At 37.7% G+C, this 20304-nt stretch carries 21 protein-coding genes; 16 read left to right on the forward strand and 5 right to left on the reverse strand.

Annotated features, from left to right (window positions below):
• The first annotated feature begins 15 nt into the window (after positions 1 to 15).
• A complete protein-coding gene (locus H0W62_07705) occupies positions 16 to 720 on the forward strand; it encodes a 16S rRNA (uracil(1498)-N(3))-methyltransferase (protein MBA3648419.1) in 705 nt (234 codons plus the stop codon).
• Positions 721 to 733: 13 nt separating this feature from the next.
• Positions 734 to 1426 (forward strand): DUF4159 domain-containing protein, encoded by a 693-nt coding sequence (locus tag H0W62_07710; protein ID MBA3648420.1) that lies wholly within the window; start codon positions 734 to 736, stop codon positions 1424 to 1426.
• A gap of 2 nt (positions 1427 to 1428) precedes the next feature.
• Here H0W62_07710 and H0W62_07715 read toward each other — a convergent pair whose 3' ends face one another.
• Positions 1429 to 2478 (reverse strand): quinone-dependent dihydroorotate dehydrogenase, encoded by a 1050-nt coding sequence (locus tag H0W62_07715; protein ID MBA3648421.1) that lies wholly within the window; start codon positions 2476 to 2478, stop codon positions 1429 to 1431.
• Between the two features lie 130 nt (positions 2479 to 2608).
• On the opposite strand from H0W62_07715, the gene H0W62_07720 reads away from it, so the two are divergent.
• From H0W62_07720 to H0W62_07735, 4 genes are all read left to right on the forward strand, one after another.
• The gene (locus H0W62_07720; protein MBA3648422.1) at positions 2609 to 3874 is read left to right on the forward strand and encodes a replication-associated recombination protein A; all 1266 of its coding nucleotides are present in this window, start codon (positions 2609 to 2611) and stop codon (positions 3872 to 3874) included.
• Positions 3875 to 3967: 93 nt separating this feature from the next.
• On the forward strand, positions 3968 to 4738 hold the full coding sequence (locus H0W62_07725; protein ID MBA3648423.1) for a DUF2520 domain-containing protein: 771 nt from the start codon (positions 3968 to 3970) through the stop codon (positions 4736 to 4738).
• A gap of 100 nt (positions 4739 to 4838) precedes the next feature.
• On the forward strand, positions 4839 to 5363 hold the full coding sequence (locus H0W62_07730) for an HAD hydrolase family protein (protein ID MBA3648424.1): 525 nt from the start codon (positions 4839 to 4841) through the stop codon (positions 5361 to 5363).
• 45 nt (positions 5364 to 5408) lie between these two features.
• Positions 5409 to 6356, forward strand: a complete 948-nt coding sequence (locus H0W62_07735; GenBank protein MBA3648425.1) for a geranylgeranylglycerol-phosphate geranylgeranyltransferase — start codon at positions 5409 to 5411, stop codon at positions 6354 to 6356.
• Between the two features lie 20 nt (positions 6357 to 6376).
• Here the strand turns inward: H0W62_07735 and mqnB are convergent, their stop codons facing one another.
• Positions 6377 to 7060: a futalosine hydrolase gene (mqnB, locus tag H0W62_07740; GenBank protein ID MBA3648426.1), complete on the reverse strand. Its 684-nt coding sequence runs from the start codon at positions 7058 to 7060 to the stop codon at positions 6377 to 6379.
• Between the two features lie 120 nt (positions 7061 to 7180).
• Here mqnB and H0W62_07745 point away from each other — a divergent pair, with 120 nt between their 5' ends.
• The 5 genes from H0W62_07745 to H0W62_07765 all read left to right on the forward strand — a co-directional run bounded on the left by H0W62_07745 (position 7181) and on the right by H0W62_07765 (position 10671).
• Positions 7181 to 7588 (forward strand): 6-carboxytetrahydropterin synthase, encoded by a 408-nt coding sequence (locus H0W62_07745; GenBank protein MBA3648427.1) that lies wholly within the window; start codon positions 7181 to 7183, stop codon positions 7586 to 7588.
• Positions 7589 to 7641: 53 nt separating this feature from the next.
• Positions 7642 to 8295: a GTP cyclohydrolase I FolE gene (folE, locus tag H0W62_07750; GenBank protein ID MBA3648428.1), complete on the forward strand. Its 654-nt coding sequence runs from the start codon at positions 7642 to 7644 to the stop codon at positions 8293 to 8295.
• A gap of 84 nt (positions 8296 to 8379) precedes the next feature.
• Complete coding sequence (locus H0W62_07755) at positions 8380 to 8634, forward strand: type B 50S ribosomal protein L31 (protein ID MBA3648429.1); 255 nt, start codon at positions 8380 to 8382, stop codon at positions 8632 to 8634.
• Between the two features lie 53 nt (positions 8635 to 8687).
• Positions 8688 to 9881 carry a GlmU family protein gene (locus H0W62_07760; protein ID MBA3648430.1) on the forward strand — a complete coding sequence of 398 codons (1194 nt, stop codon included), beginning with the start codon at positions 8688 to 8690 and terminating at the stop codon, positions 9879 to 9881.
• Positions 9882 to 9912: 31 nt separating this feature from the next.
• Positions 9913 to 10671, forward strand: coding sequence for a triose-phosphate isomerase (locus H0W62_07765; protein ID MBA3648431.1), 759 nt, complete (start codon positions 9913 to 9915; stop codon positions 10669 to 10671).
• Positions 10672 to 10697: 26 nt separating this feature from the next.
• On the opposite strand, the gene H0W62_07770 is transcribed toward H0W62_07765, so the two are convergent.
• Together H0W62_07770 and H0W62_07775 are read right to left on the reverse strand one after the other, a co-directional pair.
• The gene (locus H0W62_07770) at positions 10698 to 12809 is read right to left on the reverse strand and encodes a ComEC family competence protein (protein MBA3648432.1); all 2112 of its coding nucleotides are present in this window, start codon (positions 12807 to 12809) and stop codon (positions 10698 to 10700) included.
• A gap of 378 nt (positions 12810 to 13187) precedes the next feature.
• A complete protein-coding gene (locus tag H0W62_07775) occupies positions 13188 to 15071 on the reverse strand; it encodes a T9SS type A sorting domain-containing protein (protein ID MBA3648433.1) in 1884 nt (627 codons plus the stop codon).
• A 209-nt stretch (positions 15072 to 15280) separates the two neighbouring features.
• Between H0W62_07775 and pyrR the strand changes: the two genes are divergently transcribed.
• Together pyrR and H0W62_07785 are read left to right on the forward strand one after the other, a co-directional pair.
• Entirely contained in the window at positions 15281 to 15832 is a 552-nt protein-coding gene (pyrR, locus tag H0W62_07780) for a bifunctional pyr operon transcriptional regulator/uracil phosphoribosyltransferase PyrR (GenBank protein MBA3648434.1), read from the forward strand.
• Positions 15829 to 16758 carry an aspartate carbamoyltransferase catalytic subunit gene (locus tag H0W62_07785; protein MBA3648435.1) on the forward strand — a complete coding sequence of 310 codons (930 nt, stop codon included), beginning with the start codon at positions 15829 to 15831 and terminating at the stop codon, positions 16756 to 16758. Before pyrR ends, H0W62_07785 begins: the two co-directional genes overlap by 4 nt.
• Before the next feature lie 66 nt (positions 16759 to 16824).
• On the opposite strand, the gene H0W62_07790 is transcribed toward H0W62_07785, so the two are convergent.
• The gene (locus H0W62_07790; protein ID MBA3648436.1) at positions 16825 to 17190 is read right to left on the reverse strand and encodes a YraN family protein; all 366 of its coding nucleotides are present in this window, start codon (positions 17188 to 17190) and stop codon (positions 16825 to 16827) included.
• Between the two features lie 38 nt (positions 17191 to 17228).
• On the opposite strand from H0W62_07790, the gene H0W62_07795 reads away from it, so the two are divergent.
• The 3 genes from H0W62_07795 to H0W62_07805 all read left to right on the forward strand — a co-directional run bounded on the left by H0W62_07795 (position 17229) and on the right by H0W62_07805 (position 20302).
• Positions 17229 to 18209 (forward strand): bifunctional phosphoglucose/phosphomannose isomerase, encoded by a 981-nt coding sequence (locus H0W62_07795; protein MBA3648437.1) that lies wholly within the window; start codon positions 17229 to 17231, stop codon positions 18207 to 18209.
• Between the two features lie 102 nt (positions 18210 to 18311).
• Positions 18312 to 19070, forward strand: a complete 759-nt coding sequence (gene lipB / locus H0W62_07800) for a lipoyl(octanoyl) transferase LipB (GenBank protein MBA3648438.1) — start codon at positions 18312 to 18314, stop codon at positions 19068 to 19070.
• A gap of 98 nt (positions 19071 to 19168) precedes the next feature.
• The gene (locus H0W62_07805) at positions 19169 to 20302 is read left to right on the forward strand and encodes a serine hydrolase (protein MBA3648439.1); all 1134 of its coding nucleotides are present in this window, start codon (positions 19169 to 19171) and stop codon (positions 20300 to 20302) included.
• Positions 20303 to 20304: the final 2 nt, after the last annotated feature.

Consider the following 20304-nt stretch of genomic DNA (forward strand, 5'->3'; position numbering starts at 1 on the left):
ACCTGACCTTTGGAATTGTTCTACGCTTTTTTAAAAGAGGGCCATCACCTTTATTTTGATAAGGAAGAATCGTTCCATTGCATAAAAGTATTGCGCCACCAGGCCGGTGATATAATATTAGCTACCGACGGTAAGGGCGCAAAATATAAAGCAATTATTTTGCAGGCGGATCAAAACCAATGTATCCTGGAAGTTACACAGGTTGTAGAAATTGAAATTTTAAAAAAGCCATTGGTACACATTGCAATTTCTCCAACTAAAAACATAGATCGGCTTGAATGGTTTTTAGAAAAAGCCGTTGAGATAGGAGTTAATCAGATTACACTACTAACCTGCAAACGATCAGAGCGAAAAAATGTAAAGGAAGAACGATTTCAGAAAATTGCAATCTCAGCTATGAAGCAATCGTTGCGTCATTGGCTTCCCACTTTAAACACCCTTACGAAGTGTACTGAATTTTTCAAAATTCCATTTTCAAATCAGAATAAATACATCTGTCATTGCCAGCACCATACACTACCGTTGTTAAAAAATATTATGCAGCTTAATCAGGATGCCATTATTTTAATCGGTCCGGAAGGAGATTTTTCTAATGATGAAATTGAGGATGCGGAAAAAAACGGTTATGTCAGTGTAAGTCTGGGAAATGCACGGTTGCGAACAGAAACAGCAGGTATAGTGGCAGTTCACACTTTTCAAATGCTGAACTCGTTTAACTAGAATATTTACAATAATGAAGAAGTTTTTAAAAAATTGCTCAATACCTCTTTTACTTTTTATTATAATACCGCTGGTTTCCTTTCTTTTCATTTCATTTTCACCTGTGCCCACAATAAAGCTAGCCTTGATGAAATACAGTGGAGGAGGTGATTGGTACAATGATGTAAATTCATTAAAGAATCTTGCTGCCTTCTGTAATAAAAATCTCGGTACCAATTTCGATCCGGATCATGCTACTGTAGAACCTGGCAGCCCCGACCTTTTTAATTATCCTTTTGTGTATATGACAGGACACGGAAATGTGGTCTTTACCAATGAAGATGCAGAGAACCTTCGAAATTATTTAATTGGCGGAGGATTTATAATAGTAAATGATGATTACGGAATGGATCCTTATGTAAGACCGGCATTTAAAAAAATTTTTCCCGAGCTGGATTTTACAGAAATCCCTTTTTCTCATCCCGTTTACCATCAGAAATACAATTTTCCAAATGGGTTGCCCAAGATCCATGAACATGATAAAAAACCTCCCCAGGGATTTGGATTATTTTATGAAGGACGTCTGATAGTCTTTTATGATTATGAATGTGATCTCGGCGATGGCTGGGATGATGTGCATAATGATCCTGAAAATATCCGCCTGCAGGCCCTGCAAATGGGTTCTAACGTGATACAATATGTGTTCTCTTTAAATGAGCCAAAGTAATTTCAGGTAATTTTCTTTGCTAAAGATTTATTGATTTTTTGAATCAGTCCGGGACCTTCATATATCATACCCGTATATATTTGAACCAGATCTGCTCCAGCCTCCAGTTTCATTGCTGCATCGTTAGCAGAATGGATGCCACCAACACTTATAATCAGGAATCGCTTTTTAGCCTTTTCAGCAATATATCTGGTGAAATGTGTTGATATTTTACTCAGGGGTTTACCGCTCAAACCGCCGTTTCCAATTTTATGTATTTCTTCCTGTGAAGTAATTAAATGTTCTCTCGATATAGTAGTATTCGTTGCAATAATACCTGCAATTTTAGTCTCCAGGATTATTTCTATAATATCATCAATCTGGCTATTGGGAAGATCGGGTGCTATTTTTAACAGAATGGGTTTTGGGAATTGTTTCTCATTATTTATTTCCTGTAAACGGGTTAAAAGTTTTTTAAGGGGTTCTTTTTCCTGCAATTCCCGTAACCCGAGTGTATTTGGTGAACTTACATTCACGGTGAAATAATCAACCACATCAAATAATTCATGAAAACAAATTTCGTAATCCCTTATCACGTTTTCAGGCGGTGTATTTTTATTTTTTCCAATGTTCACGCCTATAATCAACGGGGTTTTACTAAAACTCTTCCATTTTTTCAGCCTTAAAGCAACCACATGAACGCCCTCGTTATTAAATCCCATCCTATTAATAAGCCCTTCGTCCTTAGGCAACCGAAAAGAGCGCGGGGGTTCATTGCCAGGCTGAGGAAGTGGAGTCACCGTTCCGATCTCAATAAACCCAAATCCTAAAAGACTTAATGCTTCCAGGTGCCTTGCATCTTTATCAAAACCTGCGGCCAGCCCAACAGGATTTGAAAAGTGTAATCCTATAAGATCTCTTTGCAGGGAAAGGGCGGAAGACTGAAAGCTTTGTTTCATCAGCCATTTTACACCAGGAATACGAATAATAAATTCTAAAAGATTAATAGCTAAATAATGCGCCTCTTCGGGGGGGAAAAGAAAAAAAAATGGCTTAAAAACAAGCTTATACAATAGTTAAAGATTAGAGCAAAAATAATTACAAGTAGTCAAGCTTGATACTACAGTTAAAAAATACTGTGCACAGCCTTTGTTTATAAAGCATCTCCATAAAATTGTATTTTTCACAATGATTAGTAATTAAATGAATAAGGAAATTCCTTTAGCGGAACGCATGCGGCCTAAAACGCTGGATGGATTTATTGGGCAACAGCATTTATTAGGGGAGGGGCAAGTGTTGCGAAACCTGATTGAAAAAAAGCAAATTCCTTCCATGATTCTCTGGGGCCCGCCCGGAGTAGGGAAAACTACTCTTGCCCATATTATTTCGTATGAATTAACACAACTTTTTTTTACGCTGAGTGCTGTTAATTCTGGTGTAAAAGATGTCCGCGAGGTAATTGAGCTTGCACGGAAATCGGGTAAGGCCATTTTATTTATTGATGAAATTCATCGCTTCAACAAAGGGCAGCAGGACTCTTTATTGGGAGCAGTGGAAAAAGGAATTGTTACCTTAATTGGTGCCACCACAGAAAATCCGTCTTTTGAGGTAATCTCACCTTTGCTTTCCAGATGCCAGGTATATGTAATGGAACCTTTGGAAAAGACTGATCTGCTGCATCTGCTTAACCATGCGATTGAAGAAGATGAATTTTTGAAGCAAAAAAAAATAACGATTGCAGAAAGCGAAGCGCTGCTCCGTTTAAGCGGCGGGGACGCCAGAAAGCTTTTGAATCTTTTTGAACTGGTTTCAGATACAGTTCCTAAAAAAGAAGTTATTGTTACTGATGAATTGGTGACTTCAATTGCCATGCAGAAAATTGCTTTGTACGATAAAAGTGGAGAGCAGCACTACGATATTATTTCGGCCTTCATCAAATCAATGCGTGGAAGTGATCCTAATGCTGCTGTTTACTGGCTGGCAAGAATGGTGGAAGGTAGAGAAGATCCTAAATTTATTGCCAGGAGAATGCTAATTCTTGCATCAGAGGATATTGGAAATGCTAACCCCACCGCTCTCGTTTTAGCAAATAGCTGTTTTCAGGCAATTGATGTAATAGGATATCCTGAGTGTACACTAATCTTATCTCAAACTGCTATTTATCTTGCCACCTCACCAAAAAGTAATGCATCTTATGAAGCCATTCAGCAAGCTCTGTCTGCTGCAAAGGATCAGGGTGATCTTCCGGTTCCCCTGCACCTTAGGAACGCTCCTACAAAATTGATGAAGCAATTACATTACGGTAAGGATTATCGATACGCCCATTCCTTTGAAAATAATTTTGCAGACCTGGAGTTTCTCCCTGAAAAAATAAGGGGTAAGAAATTTTATAATCCAGGGAATAATCAGCGCGAAAACGAGTTACGCGAATTTTTAAAAAGACGCTGGAAAGAAAAATATGAATACTAAGGTTGTCGGTTAACATATTATAATACTGAAATCCATATGGCTGGCACTGATGACTGATTTTTTAAGGCTTAATGATAAAAATAACCTTAATAAATGAAAAAATACCGTATTGTGATGCTCGGTGCAGGGAATGTAGGGTTTCAGCTTGCGTGCCATCTCAGGAACAATGGGCAGCATATTTTACAGGTTTTCAGCCGTCATCTTTCAGCAACGTGGAATAGTACACTAAGGGATATTCCCTTCACAAAAAAGATTTCGGAAATTGAACAGGACGGAGATATCTATTTGATTGCGGTAAAAGATGATGCAATAAAAGAAATTATACCTAAGTTATTTTTACCTGATAAAATTGTGGCCCATACTTCTGCGAGTATTCCTATGGATATCTTGAGTTCTGTAACCAAAAATTATGGAGTATTTTATCCCCTGCAAACAATATCCAAGAATATATCGCTTGATTTTTCAGCGATTCCCATCTGTTTCGATGCAGCCAATAAACCAACCCTGGAAGTATTAAAAAAGTTAGCACATCTGCTAAGCAAAACAGTTGTTGAAATAAATGATGACAAGAGATTAGCCATTCATGTGGCAGCTGTATTTGCCAATAATTTTTCGAACCATTTATTTTCTATAGCACAAGAAATACTTATGAAAAACAACCTTTCATTTGATATTCTGAAGCCTTTAATTCGGGAAACTATCAGAAAGATTGAAACCCATAACCCAAATGAGGTACAAACCGGACCTGCTGCCCGTAATGATGAGGATACCATTAACAGGCATCTTGAATTTTTAAATCATGATGAGCAATTAATGAATTTATACCGGCTAATGACGACAGATATTCAAACCAGGAATGATTAAGAGTAATTATTAACCACATCCAGGTCAGCCTCTGAATTGCTCAGTTGTCATTACCTTTCGCATTTATTTTATTTTACTAATAGAGGTTCACGTTAGTTTAATGTTAGAAGAAAAATCCGATTTACAGGTTCCTTATTTTGAATTATTTCGCTCCGTAGCCGCTTTTATTCTTGACGTAGATGGCGTGCTTACTGATGGTTCTCTGCTTATTACCAACTCCTTCGATCAATTAAGGACAATGAATATCCGCGACGGATATGCCTTGCAGCTTGCCGTTAAAAAAGGATTTCTTGTAATTGTGATCACCGGTGCAAATTCTCCGGGTGTAGTACAAAGATTAAATGGATTGGGTATTTTATATGTGCTGGCAAACGTTCAGGATAAGAAATCTGCATTGCTGCAAATTATCAATGCGTTAAATATTGATCTGTCCAAAACAATGTACATAGGTGATGATATACCGGATCTGGAAGTGATGCAGCTTTGCGGGGTTACATGTTGCCCGCAGGATGCAGCTCCTGAGATTATCGCGATATCAAAATACATATCGCCTTATAATGGTGGAAAGGGTTGTGTGCGGGATATATTAGAGAAAGTAATGAAGCTCCAGGATAAATGGATTTAATTAAAAACGAGCTTCGGTTCATGTTTTGTGACTGTTTTCTTCTGTATGAAAAAAATCATATCCTTTTTACGTCTCATCCGGTATGTTAATTTGTTATATATAGCATTAAGCCAATACTTGGTCCAGTATACGATCATTGTTCCGATATTGGCACAGGCAAACGCCGTTCCTACCTTAAACCCTTTTACTTTTTTCCTGTTTGTATTTTCAACAGTGTTGATTGCAGCAGCTGGATATATAATCAATGACTATTTCGATGTCAGGATCGACGTAATAAACAAACCAGAGCGTATATTTATTGACCGGACTATACGAAGAAGAACTGCTATGGTGCTTCATCAGTTATTTACCGGGGTTGGAGTGTTACTTTCCTTATACGCGGCCCATCGCGCCCATAACGTAAAGCTGGGCTTTATTCACGCTACTATTGCAGGATTGCTTTGGTTTTATTCAACAAGCTACAAGCGCAGGATGCTGATAGGTAATATTATGATCTCACTGTTAACGGCTATGGTAATCCTGATAGTTGTCTTATATGAGCGTCAATTATTTTATCCTGAAAGTCCCGCAATTAACGCTGCAGCATATTCCATTTTTATCATCATTTTTTTTTATTTTTTGTTTGCATTTCTTATTTCCATGATCCGGGAACTGGTGAAAGATATGGAAGATGTAAAAGGAGATGAATACTATGGCTGCAGGACATTACCCATAGCTATCGGTATAAAAAAAACTAAGCTGGTTGTTTTTGGCATCGCTGCCCTTATCCTGTCTTTTCTCATATATCTCCAGTTAAGGCAGGTTAGAGGAGGCGACTTTATTTCCGTCCTTAATATTTTTACTACCCTCGAGGTCCCAATTGGAATTGCTTGCTATTTACTTTATAAAGCCGATTCCAAAAAGCAATATTCTTTAGTCAGCAGTGTAATAAAGCTCATAATGTTAATGGGAATTTTAACAATGGTTTATTTTTACTACCTCATGAAAAAATAGGTATTACAAAATATCTCCTTTCAGGGTTCTGATCCTATCGTTAGTAATTCTTGTAAAAGTTTAATTGCCGTATCATTCAGATTTTTAATTGCTAATGGAATATTCCATTTTGTGCGATCTCTTTTTTCAACATAATTTGAAATGGCGCGCAATTGCAGGAATGGAATGCTTTCCAACAGGCAGCAGAATGCAAAAGCTGCTCCCTCCATGCTTTCCACATCAGGATGATATCGTCCTACAGTTTTGATTATGGAAACGTCATTGCCGGAAACTGTATTGACTGAAATGCTTTTTACACGCTGTAATTCGGTAACGGATTGGCAATTCAATGTATGAGGATTATTAAGCCAACCATCCTCAAATGGAAATCTGCTTTTTTCTATAAGCCCCAATTCAAATGCATCCAAAAAAACTTCATCAGACTGCGCTCCCAGATCTGCAAAGCAATCTGAGATAATATTTACAGGAGAACCTATTGGAAAATTAGGATTAAAACTGCCGCAGATGCCGAGCTGAATGGCTAAGTCCCAATTACTAACAGGAAGTATTTTTCCTAAATGATAAGATGTGGTCACTCCGCCAACGCCTGTTATAAGTAATTCAATAGCATGTTCATTGTATAGCCTTGTTTCATCCTTTTTCAGAAGAAATAATTCAAGTGGCTTTACTTCCTGCCAGGTAGAAGATACTATTAACAGCTTCATTGCATAACATTATCTACAATATAAGTATTCATGGCGCTGCACTTGCAGGGTAATTAAGTCAAAATACTCCAATCTAACCGATCTTATATATTTGCAAACAATTTCACAGCTTTATCACTGATGGTCTATCTCACCAGAAAGGAACATTTTAACGCGGCTCACAGACTCTTTAACCCTGCATGGAGTGATGAGCAAAATGAAAAAATATTTGGAAAATGTTCTAATAAAAATTTTCATGGACACAATTATAACCTTTATATAACAGTATGTGGCATTCCAAATATTGAAACAGGAATGATCTTAAACCTCCAGGATTTAAGTAAAATAATTAACAGAGTGGTAATTGATCGCCTTGATCATAAAAACCTCAATCTTGAAGTTGAATTTCTTAAAGGAATAATTCCAAGCACTGAAAACCTGGCCATGGCTATTTGGGACCAACTTCAATCACATTTACAGGGATGTGTCATGTACAGCATTAAGCTGTTTGAGACTGAAAACAATTATGTCGAATATTTTGGGAATTGATTCTAAACTATTTAAAATTTGAAATGGTTATTATTATTGTTTAAAATGCAGATATGAATTCACCTGACATTAATTTCCGTTCTGATAAAAAATTGGGAAAAACCGAAAAGCGTTATACAAAAGTGGAAGCTTATGATGATGAAAATTTAAAAGAGATAACGCTTAATTATAAAAGTCTTATAGAAGCAGTGGGTGAGGATGTAGAACGTGAAGGTCTTCTTAAGACTCCAACGCGGGCAGCCAAAGCATTATATTTTTTAACACAGGGCTACGAAATTAATCCTGAGGAAATATTGCGTTCCGCCATGTTTAAAGAGCAATACAGTGAAATGGTGATTGTAAAGGATATTGAAATGTATTCAATGTGCGAACATCATCTTTTACCCTTTTTTGGCAGGGCACACATTGCATACATTCCTAATGGACATATAGTAGGGCTAAGCAAATTAGGACGTGTGGTGGATGCATTCTCAAGGCGTTTGCAGGTTCAGGAACGCCTGACACATGAGATTCTTAATTGCATTGAGAAGACTTTGCAACCTTTAGGAGTTGCAGTAGTAATAGAAGCAAAGCACTTGTGCATGATGATGCGGGGTGTTCAAAAACAAAATTCTGTAGCTACTACATCAGCATTCACAGGCGAGTTTGAAAACGACAAAACAAGGGCAGAATTTATCCGGCTTATTTCAGCAGATCTGATGTCATGACAGATAAGATGGTTTATAACTCATTAATTTGTCAGGACACAGCATTTGTATATCTTTGCACTCCTCAAAAATTAAGATTTCATAATGAAAAAAGGAATTCATCCGGAAAATTACCGGTTCGTAGTTTTCAAAGATATGTCTAACGGTCAATCATTTATTTCCCGTTCAACCGTACCAAGCAGGGAAACCGTTACCTGGGAAGATGGAAAAGATTATCCGTTGATAAAGCTGGAAATATCCAACACATCTCATCCTTATTATACGGGCAAAATGAAATTTATTGATTCGGCAGGCCGTATAGACAAGTTTAAGAAGAAATACGCCAAAAAGGATTCTTAAGATCTCACAGATAATCAGGCCCTGCTGCAAAGCAGGGCTTTTTAATTCATTCTATGGCGGAGAAAAATTTTATTCTGTTTGATGATGATTGCAGAGATCACCTTTTACCCTTAACCTTTACAAGACCAGTTCCTGAAATCCGCCTGGGCATTCTTACCATCCGCGAGAAGTGGCAGCGATCGTTGAACAGCAGGCCTTCATACCTTTCGCAGCAATATCTCCGAAAGAAATTTCCCCTAATACTCAAAGATTCTAACTGGTTAATTAACGGATCAGTTTTACCGGATCCACGTCTGGTGGCACAGGTTCTGGCTTTGCAACAAGGCGAGGCAATTGCAGAAAATGACCTCCTTGTAGCCGCATGCATTGCATCGTTTGATATAACAGGTAATAGCTTGAATACTACAGAAATTATCAGAGACTGTAAAATTGCGCCCCCTGTATCTGCCATAAGAAGCATCCGCAAGCTCACTGATATTTTTACAAAAAATGGTGAAGCATTAAGAGATGATTTTAAATTAATTACATACAAAAGGAGATCCGCAGCTCTTTACGAGTCTAATAAGATTACTAACCGGCATCACATTTTTATAGAGGAGGGTGCATCTGTTGAATTTGCATATTTAAATGCGTCCCAGGGTCCTATTTATATTGGTAGGAATGCAGAAGTAATGGAAGGCGCAATGATACGGGGACCTTTTTCATTAGGTGAGGAAGGAGTTGTGAAAATGGGTTCTAAGATATATGCCCCTACTTCAATAGGTCCCAATTGTAAGGTAGGCGGCGAGCTTAATAATGTAATTATGATTGCCAATTCTAATAAGGCACATGATGGTTATCTTGGAAATGCTGTAGTTGGCGAGTGGTGTAATTTCGGTGCGGGTACAAATAATTCGAATCTCAGGAATGATTACACGTTTGTGAAATTATATAGTTACGTTGAAAAAAGATTCGAGAACACAGAGCTGCAGTTTTGTGGCCTGATCATGGGTGATCACTCTAAATGCAGTATTAATACGATGTTTAATACCGGAACTGTAGTGGGGGTATTTGCAAATATATTTGGCACCGGATTTCCCCGCAACTTCGTTCCCTCTTTTACATGGGGTGGAAGTAAAGGATTTGAAAACTATAAAATTGACAAGGCGTTGGAAGTGGCAAGACGTGTTATGGAAAGAAGAGAGATAACCTTAAGCGAAATGGATGCAGAAATACTTTCTGAAGTTTATAACCTTGAAAACAAATAATGAGTCTGCCGGACTATAAACTTAAAACACCATGCGGAAAAAAATTATAGCTGGTAACTGGAAGATGAATAAAACCGTAGATGATGGAATATCTCTTGTAAATAGAACCCTGCAGCTACTTGAGGCAACTAATTATAATACTCTTATTATTTTTTGCCCCTCCTTTGTTTCTCTTGAAAAAATTGCTACTGCTATAAGCGGAAAAAAAAATATTTTCTGTGCTGCCCAGAATTGTCATTTTGAAAAGGATGGAGCATTTACCGGTGAAATATCTGCTGCCATGGTTAAATCAGCAGGTGCCCGGTACGTTATTCTTGGACATAGTGAACGCAGGCAATATTTTGGTGAGACGGACAATCTCTTGTCTAAAAAAGTAAACGCAGTGTTGGGTGAAGGGTTAATTCCTATTTATTGTTGCGGTGAAGTCCTTAAAGTCCGGGAAGAAAACAATCATTTTGCTTTGGTGGAAACACAAATCCGGGAAGGCTTATTTCACCTTAGTAAAGAAGACTTTTCAGAAGTTGTAATTGCTTACGAGCCCGTATGGGCTATAGGTACAGGTAAGGTGGCAACCACGGACCAGGCCCAGGAAATGCACTCTTTCATTCGCAAGCTGATTGAAGAAAAATATGGGTCTTACATAGCCGATGATATTACGATACAATATGGTGGTAGCATGAAACCTTCAAATGCAAAAAGCCTGTTATCCCAGTCAGATGTTGATGGTGGCTTAATCGGTGGAGCTTCTTTAGTAGCTGATGAGTTTGTAGAAATCATTAAGAGCGCCTGATACCATATTGCATTTTATAGGTTTATTTAGAGACTTATTTTAAGTGCGCCTTTTGATGCTACATTATAGGTATCGATATGCAGACCATTACATTCCTTCATCCATTTATTAAGTCTGTAAGTACTATTATCACCATTGTAAATTATAAGCGGAGTATCGAACCAGCTTGTAATCTCATTAACAGAAACATCTGCATTTCCTGAAATAATAACTGCATTCAGCTTCATTCTGTAACTAGAAGAATTGAATGGTAATTTTTTATTTATCTTAAGCAATCTGTAATTATAGAACTGAAAAAATTGATCCCTGTTCCATAAAGTACCCTGTAAAAAAGCTGTTTCATCTGAAGCAGAATCACTTGGGATAAAATCTGTAATCGTTGTGTTAGACAATTGCCAGTGGTGTCTCAAATAGAATTGTTCCTGCTCATTGAAGAGACTATCTGACTTCATAGCTACTGCATTTCCACCGTTGTTAAATTCAAGACAACTTTTCCCCACAAAACTATAGACAGTAATGGATTTTTCATTTTTAATATGAAGAAGATTATAGGCGCTGATTATAAATAGTATGCAAATTGTAATTGTGATTCCAAATAAATATAACTTTTCTCGGGTAATTAGCAGTCGAATGAGCAGCAGTATAAATGTCGCAAAAAGTAATGATTGCCATATTGTAGATGAAGAGAGATACAGAACGGAAAAAGGCAGTTCGCGAATGTTACCGATATAGTAATTTAAGAAATGGACCATACCATATGTTAAAGAGCCTAATATTTTTGCCAGCGGTTGTATAATTTGGAATACAGCTAATGCTATGCCTGTATAAAGTACTAGGGCGCTCAAAGGAATTACAAGCAAATTGGCGAATAGAAAATAGGCAGGAAATTGGCTGAAATAAAAAACAGTGAGAGGGAGAGTAGCAATCTGGGCAGCTAATGAAACAGCAATCGTTTTCCAAATAAAATCAACAGTTTTATTAGTTCGATACAGCCATCGGTTGATATGCGGAAATAGTTCGCTAATTCCTAAAACAGCAATATAGGAAAGCTGGAATCCGACATCGGTAATTAGCAATGGTTTAAACATTAATATTATAAATGCAGAACAGGCAAGCATATTTAATGTGCTGATAGTTCGATTTGAATTTTTGCCGATCGTAAAAAAAGTGAACATCATGGCGGCACGTACCACCGAGCCTGATAATCCTGTGAGTAATGCAAACGTCCAGATTAATATAATTATGATTAAAGACTTGACCTGTTTTCCATATCTCTTTTTTTCAAGGATGAACAGCATACGGTTAAGGAGCGAAAACAGCAGTGCCACATGCAATCCGGAAACAGCGAGCACATGGATTACACCCGCCGCCGCATACGATTGCATGATATCAAAAGACATCTTGTCACGATAGCCTACAACCAGGGCTTCCGTTACAGCAGCATCCTGAGTGTCAGGAATGTATTTCTGAAAGGCCTCAATACTTTTATCCCGTAGCCAAAAAGTGAGATCGAATAACGGATTGGATTGATTTATTGGTAATAACTTCCAATTGTCTTTTTTTAAGTAAGCACTCGCATAAATGTTATTGAAATAAAGAAACTTCTTATAATCGAATTCATCAGGATTTTTAGGAGGTGGAATAGCTTGAAAAGCATTTTTTATAAGCAATATATTGCCATAATATAATTTTGAAGCAGCAGTATCTTTTTGAAGATACAATATTGCTTTACCGCAGGTAGAATGCTGATATGATCCTTGCCCGATTGATAATACTTCGGCAGTTACCTTAAATGATTTATTTTTTTCAATAGGAGGTTCCAGCAGCCGAACGATCGCTGCATTTCCTTTATCATAAAAGTGCGTGTAATGCTCAGGACGATTTTGATCAATACTTAAGAAAGCAATTTCATTTCCGGAAAGAAAAAGACAAACCTGAAAACCGAGTCCGGTAATCCAACCATTTCTATATGCCCGGACTTTTTTATTCTTATAGATAAGGTGTAAAAAAATACAAAGCACGTAATTGAGAACCAGCACAATGAACGAGATATGCAGATGTCCAAACACATAGGCCAGTATGCCTATTATGAAAGGAATAAGGAACCGGACAAAAGGAAAAGATTTCCATTCAATCATTAACGAAATTTAATGAATATACATGGAAGAAGAATGGTTAGAAATGTATTATAAAAGTGAAAAATTAATTTTATTTACGAAAATTTCTATTTCACTCAAGTAATAACAGAAAAAATAAATCAATACAATCAGAATATGATCAAAAGAGCTTTACTGATTACACCACTTGTTATCTCCTCAGTTATTCTTTTGCAAAAGATGTCGATCAGAACTTTGCAACAAGGGTGGCACGGAATTTTGTTTGAAAGTGGAGGATTGAAGAATATAAAACTGAAATAGTTAAGAGGATAAGTTAACCTCTACAATCTTAGTTCTGGAAAATAACTGTTAAGTATATTCAAGTGAATATTAACAGCATTATAAGGCTGAAAAATAGAATTATTTTACAATGGTAATTTTTTCTGCTAAATTCAACTGTTCTGTGCGTATATTCAACAGGTAAATGCCATTATTTAACTTCGGAAAGTTAAAGGCGTTATTTTTCAGCAGAACCTTATCAAAATTAAAAAGAGATCTGCCCTGGAGATCGCTTACTGTTACAGAAGCTTGTTGACCGATTAGAGCAGGGCTATCAAAATGAATAATTCCTTTTGAAGGATTGGGATAAAGGTTGATAAGGGAGTTATTAACTGCATCATCAATACCTAAAATCTGCTCTGCAGGAATTTCTGAATAGATAATTTTATTTTCTTTTCCTGTATTGCAGTTATCAGGAAAACCATAAGTCGTGCTAAGTCCTGCACATTCATCACGCTGGTAAGTAAATTGAATAGTGTGGTCAATCCGGCGGGCCATAGAACAAAAGATGCCCTCATTATTAGATGGAAAAACTACATCTGAAGGATAAGACCATGTTAATCCACCATCCCGTGAAGAAGTCAGGTAGGTATGTCGTACATCTTTTCCTGTTGCATCAGGATCATTTTCAACTACGGCTGCATATGCCAGGTAAAGGTTTCCATCTGCATCAATGGAAGCGTTTGGCTGGGAAGCCAGCCCTGAATTAAAGGTGCCAAAATCTGTAACATCCAAAATTCCATTACCATTTAGATCTAAGGCACCCGCAATGGTACGTGGTGAATTGTCACCCATGCTTTCATCATAGTATAAAATACCATTTGAAGTGGGAATATAGCTTATCGTATGATCTGTAACATCACTGTTAAAGATGCGCACATATCCTGCCCAAACATGCACACTGCCGCTATTATCAATAAGCACCGAAAGCGATCCATCATTTGAATCAAGAGTATCTGCAATGCCATCTCCATTTACATCGGTGAGCTCATCATTAAAGTGTGAAATAGGAAACTTCATAATAATGTGACTGCTCCATGTACTTCCGTTATCTGTCGACTTCAGTAACAACAGGTCATTGCCGAAACCTCCGGTCACAATGGCTACGCTGCTTCCATTCGCATCAATTGCATAATTATCAGGACGGATCCTAAAATATTCTCCTGGTCCAATATCATTTATAGTTTGGTTGGAAATATCCCAGGTGGTTCCATCATCCACAGAGCGCGAATAAAGCAGTGCACCATCCTGGCTGTTGTATAGTTCACCTCCGCGTGATTGGGGTAACGTTAAAGAAATGACGTGAAGTGTAGTACTGCCCGTGTTGCCGCTTACCATGCGCGGCCACCATACTCCGCCAATTGCTGATGTAGGTAAAATATTTAGATTTTCAGACCAGAGATTGGTAAGGGGATTCAATAAACGCGAAAGCTGAAGCTGACCATAGATCAGATTATGTGTTAATATAAGTACCTGGCCGGCGCTGCTGCGTGTAACGCTGGGCCATCCATTTTCGGTAATTTCAATCCGATGTGTAGGGATAGCCTCCCAGTTAGTGCCATCGGAGCTATTATACCCGGTACCTCGAAGTAAATACGTGGGATCGTCAGCCGGAGCAAAATTCCAAACAGCATTAAGCGTCGCATTATTGTCCCTGAAAAAACTATTGCAAATAGAAGCGTTAGTTTGTAAATCAAAATAAGTGTTGCCAATAATGGTACTTGTAATTGTTCTTGGATCTGTTTCTTCCTTCGTAAAATCTGTATTAAAGGAATGTTTCGAACGCTGGGAAATTTCCGAATTAAGATCAGCATGTTGCTCTTTAAAAAATGCGTTTTTTTTCTGAAGAGAAAAGGGGATGCCGGCCGTTTTAAACTGCCATGGGCTGGTTGATAGTTGAGCCATTATAAAACCGGGATTTATTACCCAGCAATTAATCACAATAAATCCAATAATTTTTTTCATTGGTAGGTTCTGAAAGCTCGCCAAAATAAGAGGAAAAAATGAAAGATTACAAATTTCAATTCATTAAGGACAACGATGGTGTCGTAAAGTTTAATTTAAAACGATATTAACCGAATACTATCTTTACAAACTCTAAGGTTTTTATTTTCTGATTATACACATATTACCAAAGACAAATCTTTTGACAACACATCTAATTAAATTTAAAATTGCAGCCGCGTATAATACTCGATAGTAAGCGATTCGCGTTAACCATCAACAGGCTCTGCTATCAATTAATAGAAATACACAGGGGCTTTGATGCAACTGTAATTATAGGCGTGCAACCAAGGGGAATTTATCTCTCTAACCGTATATACGCACAACTTTCAGAAATCACCGGTAAAAGGATTTTAAGTGGCATTGTTGACCCTACCTTTTATCGTGATGACTACAGAAAGGCTGAAAAACAGCTCATTCCAAAATCTACTACGATTAAGTTTTCACTGGAAAATAAAAAAGTAGTCCTCATTGATGATGTATTATTTTCCGGACGAACGGTTCGTGCAGCTATGGATGCATTGCTTGATTTTGGACGTCCTTCAAAAATAGAGTTGTTGGTGCTTGTTGACAGAAGATTTACCCGTGAACTTCCAATACAGCCTGATTACACAGGTAAAACAATTGATTCCCTTACATCAGAAAATGTAAGAGTGGAATGGCAGGAGATTGAGGGGATGGATAGAATCTGGATAGTTCCTGCTAAAACAGATGAAGGATGAATGCATTAAGTGTAAAACATCTTTTAGGAATAAAGTATCTGACTTATGAAGACATACAGCTCATATTTAAAACAGCGGAGGAGTTTAAGGAAGTTCTTAACCGGCCAATAAAGAAAGTTCCCTCACTTCGCGATACTACTATTGTAAATCTCTTCTTTGAAAATTCCACGCGTACAAGGATTTCATTTGAGCTGGCAGAAAAACGGCTTAGTGCAGAGGTCGTTAACTTTTCTTCATCCACTTCGTCAGTGAAAAAAGGAGAAACGCTCATTGATACAGTGAATAATATACTGGCCATGAAAGTAGATATGGTAGTAATGCGACATCCCAGTGCGGGAGCACCAGTTTTTTTATCAAAATATATCAATGCAAATATTATAAATGCCGGAGATGGAACACATGAACACCCTACCCAGGCGCTTTTAGATGCCTTTTCTATAAAAGAAAAATTGGGAGGTCTAAAGGGGAAAAAAGTTGCAATCATTGGAGATATACAGCATTCCAGAGTTGCACTTTCCAATATCTTTTGTCTGAAAAAATTAGGAGTCGAAGTGATGGTAACGGGACCGCCTACTTTAATCCCGATGCACATTGAATCCCTTGATGTGAAAGTGGAATATGACGTTCGTAGAGCTTTGGAATGGTGCGACGTAGCAAATATTCTAAGGATTCAGCTGGAACGTCAGGAAATACAGTATCTGCCATCTCTTCGGGAGTACGCCCTGTTTTACGGGATCAATAAAAAATTACTGGATGAAATCGGAAAAGAAATTTTTATAATGCATCCCGGCCCTATCAACCGCGGAGTTGAAGTAACGAGCGATGTGGCGGATTCAAAATATTCAATTATTCTGAATCAGGTAGAAAACGGGGTAGCGATCCGTATGGCAGTTTTGTACCTGCTCAGTGGCAGAAAGAATGATTGAGTATTGCAAAGAAGTAAACGCACAATTGACAACGGTTGATTAATGGTATTACTTAAGGAGTAAGAATTATACTTCATAAGGAAAAAAGGCATCCTGGATATGATAAATGTTTGGAAGGTCATTCTTGAACGTTATGGAGATAACATCAAATCGCACATCCATATCCAGGTTATTTCTTTCTAAATATTCGTCTGCTGCACGGGCAAGGTTTTTTTGTTTTTCTATTCCAACAGCCTCTTCAGGAAAACCAAACTGATCACCTGTGCGTGTCTTTACTTCAACAATTACCAGCGTGTTAGGTTGTTTCGCTATTATATCCACTTCAGTATGAGAAAAGCGCCAATTGATCTCCAGAATCACATAACCTTTTTTTTCAAGAAATTCTAAAGCGAGAATTTCTCCTTTTACACCCAATTCATTATGTTTACTCATCAATTTGAAGAATGATCTCAACTAAAATTAAGTAAATTATGATGGATAACCTGATTGCGGGCTTTACGAAGCAAATGGCTGAAGCAATTGAAATTGGACGTAAAATAGAGTTAACGCCACGGCATAAAGATATACGGAATATAGTGATAGCAGGCCTGGGCGGATCAGGCATTGGCGGTAACCTGGTAGCAGGTTTAATTGCAGGGAAAATGAAATTACCCCTTGTGGTTTGTAAGGATTATTTTTTGCCGGAATTTGCGAATGAGCATACTCTGTTAATTGCCTCTTCTTATTCAGGTAACACCGAAGAAACGCTGCATGCGCTTGAGGAAGGTATTAACCGGGGCTGTAAAATAGTTTGTATATCATCAGGAGGTTCTTTGATCAGCATAGCAAAGAAGGCGGGATTAGATTATGTAATTATACCAGGAGGAAAGCCGCCGCGTGCTTGTTTAACATATTCATTTATTCAGCAGCTTTTTATCTTTTACTACTATGGATTGATTGATGATGGATTTGTAGTCGGTATCCAGGAGGCAATTATTCATTTGGATAAGGAAGAAAAGCATATTCAGAAACTTGCAAAACAGATTGCAAAAAAGCTGAACAAAAAAATTCCGATCATATACAGCGCAGCTAATATGGAGGCTGTTGCGATGCGCTGGAGGCAGCAGCTTAATGAAAACTCTAAAGTGCTTTGCTGGCACCATGTAATCCCTGAAATGAATCACAACGAATTAGTTGGCTGGAGAACACCGGGAAAGTTTGCAGTACTCTTATTAAGGAATGATATCGATTATACCAGAACTCAGCACCGGATGAATATTGTTAAAAATATTATCTCGCAATACACCCGGCACATTATCGAAATCTATTCCAAGGGCGATAGCTTCATTGAAAAATCCCTCTACCTTATCCACTTAGGGGATTGGGTTTCCTGGTATCTTTCAAGTTTAAGAAAAGTAGACGCTTCAGAGGTGAATGTTATTGATTATCTGAAAATGGAGCTGGCAAATTAATTGTCCGGAACATAGTCTTAATAATTACCTGAATCCGCTGAGCTAATCATTTATTAGTTCGGAAACGGATTTATTTTATTAGTGTTACAATGCTATATCAGCATGCAAAACGATTTACAGACAACAATATCAATCCAGTATCCGAATACATATCGTACAATACACTTACAGGATCTGGGTGTAATTGATTATAAGTCCGCATGGGATTACCAGGAGAAATTATTCAATGGAATTATTGAGAAAAAGATTGCCTTGCGTAATTCACCTGATCCGGAATACATACCAGTTCACCATTTGATTTTTTGTGAGCACTTTCCTGTTTATACTCTTGGAAAAAGTGGTTCTATCAAAAATTTATTGGTAAACCAGGATTTACTGAATGAAAAGAAAATTTCTTTTTTCAAAATTAACCGGGGAGGGGATATCACCTTTCATGGCCCCGGACAGATTGTGGGATACCCTATTCTTGATCTTGATTATTTCTTTACCGACATCGGCAAATACCTTCGAATAATCGAGGAAGCCATTATACTTACCCTTTGGGAATATGGTATTGCGGCAGGAAGATCCAGTGGTGAAACAGGGGTTTGGCTTGATGCTGCATCACCATCAAAGGCACGTAAAATTTGCGCTATTGGAGTTCGCTGCAGCCGATGGGTTACAATGCATGGATTTGCTTTTAATGTAAATACAGATCTTGATTATTTTAATCTTATTATTCCTTGCGGTATTAGTAATAAGGGAGTTACATCTATGAGAAAGGAGTTAGGAAGGGAAATAAATATGGATGAGGTAAAGGATAAATTGAAACCCCATTTTTTTAATCTGTTTAACGCAGATTTAGTTTTGGTTAATTCATAAAAATTGTTCACCGGCAACCTTCACCGGATGATGCATTAAACCCCTACCGCGAATATTCAGGTGCATCAATTATTTTTGCAATTATTTTATCGCATTAGATGAAAGCCCTGAAAAAAATAATTTTAGGCATTGCAATATTGATCGCTGTAATTTTTATAATCACGGCTGTCACAGGTAATACTTATATATATAAAGCACTTATTTATACATATGCTGACATTGATGACTATAAATTATTTTACAACCGGACCGTTGAAAATGGACCTCCTCAGCCATGGCCTGTTTCCAGCACCTACAATAAAATAAAGCCCGATCCGGGGTTGCAGCGCCAACTGGATTCAACCAGAGCTGTGGCATTCCTTGTACTAAAAAATGATTCATTACAGTTTGAAGAATATTCGGATGGCTATGGACCCGATACTTTTTCCAATTCATTTTCCATGGCTAAGTCTATCATTAGTATTTTAATTGGAATAGCTAAAGAAGAAGGTAAAATAATCTCTCTCGATGATCCTATCGGCAATTATATTCATGATTTTAAAGATTCCTCTATTGCTGGAATCACCATACGTAATTTATTAATGATGACCAGTGGCAGCAGCTGGGATGAAAATTATTCGGGGCTATTTTCACAAACCACAAAGGGGTATTATGGTACTGATTTGTATGGGCAGATGGTTACCTTAAAACCCCATGAAAAACCTGGTAAAATTTTTTCGTACAGAAGCGGGGATACAGAACTCCTTTCCCTTGTGCTTAAAAATGCCACTGGAAAGACAGTAAGCGAATATGCTTCTGAAAAGTTATGGAAACCATTGGGTGCGGAACATCCTGCTTTATGGTCGCTGGATCATAAAGACGGATGTGAAAAAGCCTATTGCTGCTTTAACAGTAATGCACGCGATTTTGCCAGGATAGGGGATTTATATTTGCACAAAGGAAACTGGAAAGGGAAACAAATTGTGTCCCAGGATTATGTGGTGCAGTCTCTTTCGCCCGTTGGCTTAAAAGATGACGAAGGAAAAACAACCGATTATTATGGTTACCAATGGTGGATTATGCCGGAGCGTCCTGGTGTATTTTATTGCCGGGGCTTGAATGGTCAATACATAATAGTAGTTCCGGATAAACACCTGGTTATTGTGAGGCTGGGTCATTTGAGGGCACCACCGGAAGGCTCCTGTTTCAAAGATGTACGTTTGATGATAGACTGGGCGTCCCAAAATTTTTAAAG

Source organism: Chitinophagales bacterium, from assembly GCA_013816805.1.
Classification (GTDB): Bacteria; Bacteroidota; Bacteroidia; order Chitinophagales; family UBA10324; genus MGR-bin340.